Here is a 5,231-nt window from a genome sequence, read left to right as displayed (position 1 = left end):
TTTGCAATAAAACTACACAAAAAAAAGATCATCGTTGTGGGTGAAATTGACTAATTTACCCGTCTTAATCAGGATTACCTTCTAGGTGTGGCAAGGGTTTCAACCGTTGCTGCCCAAAAAAGCACATAGTAACCGACTATGAAATTCTATCAAATCGCTGTAACCATTGCAACATCGTTGTTAAATAAAAATCTTTCTCAATTAATTCTTAAGAATTTATAAATATTGCGAAATGTTAATTTAAATATTCTCAAGTTTTTGGAGTCAATAAATAATTTTTGCTTATCTTTAGCCAACATTGGGTTAGAAGTCAGGAGTCGGGAGATAGGGTGATAGGGTGATAGGGTGTTGGGGTGTTAGGGTGGTCACTGCGTGCGCGTTGCGGGGGGTGTTAGGGTTTTAGTTGAAATTCCCCCACTTCCCTACTTCCCCACTTCCCTACTTCCCCACTTCCCCACTTCCCCACTTCCCCACTTCCCCACTTCCCTACTTCCCCACTTCCCTACTTCCCCACTTCCCCACTTCCCCACTTCCCCACTTCCCCACTTCCCCACTTCCCCACTTCCCCACTTCCCCACACCCCACTGTGGAAGGGGATTATTTTCTGGAGAATAAAACGTAAAAACAGGGAATAATAAACAGAGTTAACAGCGTTGCTAAAGACAAACCCGAAAAAACGACAATTCCTAAAGGTTGCAGAAATTCTCCCCCCTCTCCCAATCCTAAAGCGAGGGGAAATAAACCTAAAACCGTGGTCACGGTAGTCATTAAAATTGGTCGTAAACGTTGGGGAGCGGCCTTTAAAATGGCTTGTAGTCGAGTAAAACCGAATTCTTGCCGCAATTGATTCGCTAATTCCACCATAATAATCCCGTTATTAACCACAATGCCCACCAATAAAACCACCCCGACGATGACAATGGCATTAATCGGGGTTTTGGTCAAATATAGTCCAAAAATTCCGCCCGCTAGGGCTAAAGGAACGGTTAACATAATCACCAAAGGGTCTATGAGCGAGTTATACTGCACGGCCATGACCACAAAGACTAAAAATACCGATAAACCCGCTAATAAACCCAAAGAACCCTGAATTTCTTGATTAGACGTGGCGGCAGCACTGGGTAAAATGCTGATACCATCGGGTAAGGGAGTGGAATTTAAAACCGATTGTACCCCCACGAGTGCGTCACTTAATTTCGCACCCTCGACTAAACTGCCGATAATAATAAAAACTTGACGCTGATTGATTCTCTGGATGACCCCGGGGGTTTTTCCCGCTTCAATCCGGGCAATATCTGCTAATTTTAAATCTTCTTGCCTATTGACAAAAATAGGTATTTGTGATATGTCACTAATTTTTTGCCGCAAGTTGGGGTCCAATTGCACCCGGATATCGATTAATCTATCTCCCCGTTGCAGTTGGGTGGGTATCGATCCTTGAATAGCGGTCCGTAGCGTTTGTCCCACTTCCAGGGTACTCAATCCCAAACTATTTAAGCGCGTCCAATCGGGTTTAATCTGGATTTCTGGTTGTCTGGGGTCAGCATCGGCACGAAAACGCGCACTAGGGACTTTTTCATCGAGAATACTGAGGATTTCTTCACCAGCTTGCTCTAGAGTTTTCCCATCGCGTCCCTGTAACATCACATCCACGTCAGCACCAACGGAGGGAGAGTTATTAAGAATAATACCGCGCACTTGACCAGGGGTGAGACGCAAACGCACGTTAACGAGGTTTAATTGCTCTAGTGCTTTGCTCATGCGTTCGATATATGCTTCTGTATTAGTGCCTTTGTTGAGATTAATCGTACTAGAAGCGCGCAAAATATTTTCATTGGTAGTTGTGCCAAAAAGAGAACCGCCACTGGTAGTAAAAACATACTCAGTTTCTGGTTGTGATAATAAAATCTTTTCTACTTCCCGCATCACCTGACGGTTAGTATTTAAATTGGTACCGGGGGGAAATTGGGCAAAAACGTTCACCTGTCCAGTTTGAATACGACTAAAGACTTCTTGGGGGATATATTGCCAGAGATAAAAACTACTTCCCCCTAAAATTAAAAAGGCCAGCAGGATAACAGGTATTCTGTAGAGGATGATTTTAGCTAAAAAACGACCGTAGAGAATGGTTAAACCTTCTAGACGTTGACTAAAGACTCTTAAGAGCCAAAACCGATGGATACCACTAGAAACCCGCATATTTAACAAACGACTGGCCAACATGGGAACAACGGTTAACGCACAGAGGAGAGAAGCGGCCACAGCAAAACTGATAGTGAGGATAATCTCGTTAAACAGCAGGGAAATAAAACCACCCAGTAGTAAAAATGGCAGGATAGAGACGAGATTAGTCGCAGTGGAGGCCAATAAAGCAGATTCTACCTCTTGGCTGCTATTCCGGGCAATTTCTAAAAAATCTCGCTTATTTTGGTTTTGATTAACTTTGAGGGCAATATTTTCCAGCATGACAATGGAATTATCCACCACGATACCCACCCCTAGGGCCAATCCTCCCAAACTAAACACATTTATCGATAACCCGAATAACTTCATACAGATAATTGCGACGAGGGTAGAAAGAGGAATCGCTAGGGTAATGATAAAAGTCTGTCGCAGGGAACCGAGAAAGACGAATACAGTCAATCCTGCTAGAATTGTCCCCGCTAGTCCCGACGAAACCACGTTATTAACCGCGTTTTGGATAAATACAGACTCATCAGTAGTGGGGACGACTTGTATTCCCCCGGTGATTAACCCGGATTTTTTTAATTCTGCAATGCGTTTTTTGACCCCTTCTACCACAGCAATTGTGTTCGCATTCGGTTGTTTTTGGACGCTAACCCTCACGGCATTTTTTCCATTTAGGGTGACAAAAATTCTTTGTTCTTCTGTCCCATCGATAACTCTGGCCACATCCCGCAGATAGATTTTTTCTTCGGGATTATTACTATCGGTCAGTGCTAAATCTTGAATGTCCGCTACGTTTTTAAATTTCCCCACCGCGCGGGTTAAAGGTTCCCCGGGTTCTCCCTGTAGTCGGCCCCCAGAGATGTCCTGATTGCGTCTTTTTAGGGTGTCTAAAACCTGATTTAATCCCACTCCTAAAGATTGTAATCGCTGCAGGTCAATATTAACTTGAATTTCTTCTCTAACTCCCCCAATCACGTCCACTATTGCCACTCCTTCCACAAATCCTAATTCTCTCCCTAATTCTTCATCAGCAAATAATCTTAAATCTTTTAGGGGTAGGGTATCAGAAACGAGAGCGAATTCATAGACGGGTAAACGAGAGGGTTCAAATTTGTTTAAGCGCGGTTCCTCAATAATATCGGGTAAATTTTGTCGGACACGATTAAAACTTTCGGTAGCTTCATTTAAAGCGACATTTAAATCTCCCCCCGGTTGAAAAAATAAATCTACTCGCATCCTTCCCTCGCGAGTTTCTGAATAAACTTGTACTACTCCCTCGGTGGCACTCATTCCTTCTTCCAGGGGTTTAGTTACTTCTTCGAGAATAACTTCCGGGGAAACTCCAGGTACATTCATCCTTAAACTAATGCGGGGATAAGTGATAGAAGGAAGCAAATCTACTTGTAAACGATTTAGAAAAAAAAGACCGATGATGATAACTGCTATAGTTAACATCAATACTCCTATGTGACGACGAATTGATAGACCGCTTAGGGAGATGTTTTCTGACATAATTACCTATGGGGGAGAGTGAGGAGTTAGGGGTTGGGGGTTAGGGGTTGGGGTTTTAGGGTTTTAGGGTTTTGGGGTTTTAGGGTTTTAGGGTTTTGGGGTTTTAGGGTTTTGGGGTTTTAGTTGAAATTTCCCCATTTCCCCATTTCCCCATTTCCCCATTTCCCCATTTCCCCATTTCCCCATTTCCCCATTTCCCCATTTCCCCATTTCCCTGATAACTGATTAATTGTGCATAACTCGACCGAAACTCCATAATTTTTGATAATAATGACGACTGACGCTATCCCTATCATCAGTAAGTAGATTGATAGCGATACCATTGTTACCTGTTTCTTTTCCTGAACTGTGGATATATTGATTATTCCCTAGATATAACGCCACATGATTAACTCTTTTATCACCAAAAAAAATTAAATCTCCTGGGAGTAATTCCTCTCGGTTTATTTTTTGACAAAAAGCCTCCTGTTGATAGGAATCCCTCGGCAACCAAATGCCAAAAGTGGCAAAAGCGGCCTGGATTAATCCTGAACAATCGTAATTAGGTGCAAGGGTTCCACCCCAGAGATAATGATTGGTACGGTTCCTTGCTTCCTGAGTAAAAGTGATAATCTCAGGAATATGTTTTTCTATGTCTGAACGAGTTAGAGGAATTTTTTGATAAGCTGTGGTGGCCACCGCAATTGCATCTAAATCTTCTCCGCATAACCAAGCTAAATAATTATCTTCCCTTAGCTGAATTTGTAGCCCTTTTTCGGTAATTTCTAGGGAAATAAATTTTAATTGTCTTCCCTGTTGTGCTTGGGTCGCTAACTCTTGACAACTGGGAGAATTGTAGAGATTTAAGTCTTTTATACAGAGATATTCCTGGGTGAATGATGGGGTAAGAGAGATGATTTTCATAAAAAATAGATCAGAATTTATTGACAGAAAAAACTGCCCAACTAGCCAAAAGCCAAGGTATAAAATCGAGGATTTAATGATAAAATAAATAAGGAGAATAACCTTAGTTCTGTCATCTTCAAGTTTCCACCTCTCTTAATTCTTGGCCACAAAGATAATCTAAGACGCATTTTAACCGCCTATCCTTAGATTAACTCAATCTCCCCCAATCCCTTTGCTGTTAACTCTTGCCTGTTACCTCTTGCCTTATCTCAACAACCAATTCAAATGTGCGGGCAGCTTAATCTATAACCGAACCGAATCCCTGAAAAATTATTAAACCTCTTGCATAATTAACTTTTCAGGCTTCAAAAACCGCAAAAATAAGGATTAAATGGCATAAAATCTGTAAATAGACTATTTAATGGCTTATTATTCATCTTTAATTCTCCTGACTACTGACTCCTAACCCTAACAACAATTTTGGGTTTTTACAAGAGGTCTATTATAGAATCCATTTGGTATCTTTTATAATGTAGATGCCCTTGCTGAAAAGGTGACGCGAAAACCTTGTCCATTATAGGTTTCAGGGGAGAGAGTCTCTAGCCTGCGCGAGCGGCAATACTTTAGTCGGAACCCCGTTTTGT

General features: G+C 41.8%; 2 protein-coding genes. Both read right to left on the bottom strand.

The window, feature by feature from the left end:
- Window positions 1-597 precede the first annotated feature (597 nt).
- Window positions 598-3,702 carry an efflux RND transporter permease subunit gene (locus IM479_RS10930; protein WP_287684708.1) on the bottom strand — a complete coding sequence of 1,035 codons (3,105 nt, stop codon included), beginning with the start codon at window positions 3,700-3,702 and terminating at the stop codon, window positions 598-600.
- 225 nt (window positions 3,703-3,927) lie between these two features.
- Window positions 3,928-4,605, bottom strand: coding sequence for a C40 family peptidase (locus IM479_RS10925; RefSeq protein WP_287684707.1), 678 nt, complete (start codon window positions 4,603-4,605; stop codon window positions 3,928-3,930).
- Window positions 4,606-5,231: the final 626 nt, after the last annotated feature.

It is taken from the genome of Microcystis sp. M165S2, assembly GCF_020245885.1.
In the GTDB taxonomy this organism is placed as follows: Bacteria; Cyanobacteriota; Cyanobacteriia; order Cyanobacteriales; family Microcystaceae; genus Microcystis.
This window is presented reverse-complemented; position numbering and strand designations above follow the sequence as displayed.

Bases quoted from the DNA above. Each gene is read 5' to 3' on its own strand.
- IM479_RS10930 (WP_287684708.1), bottom strand. From the start codon at position 3,702: ATGTCAGAAAACATCTCCCTAAGCGGTCTATCAATTCGTCGTCACATA.
- IM479_RS10925 (WP_287684707.1), bottom strand. From the start codon at position 4,605: ATGAAAATCATCTCTCTTACCCCATCATTCACCCAGGAATATCTCTGT.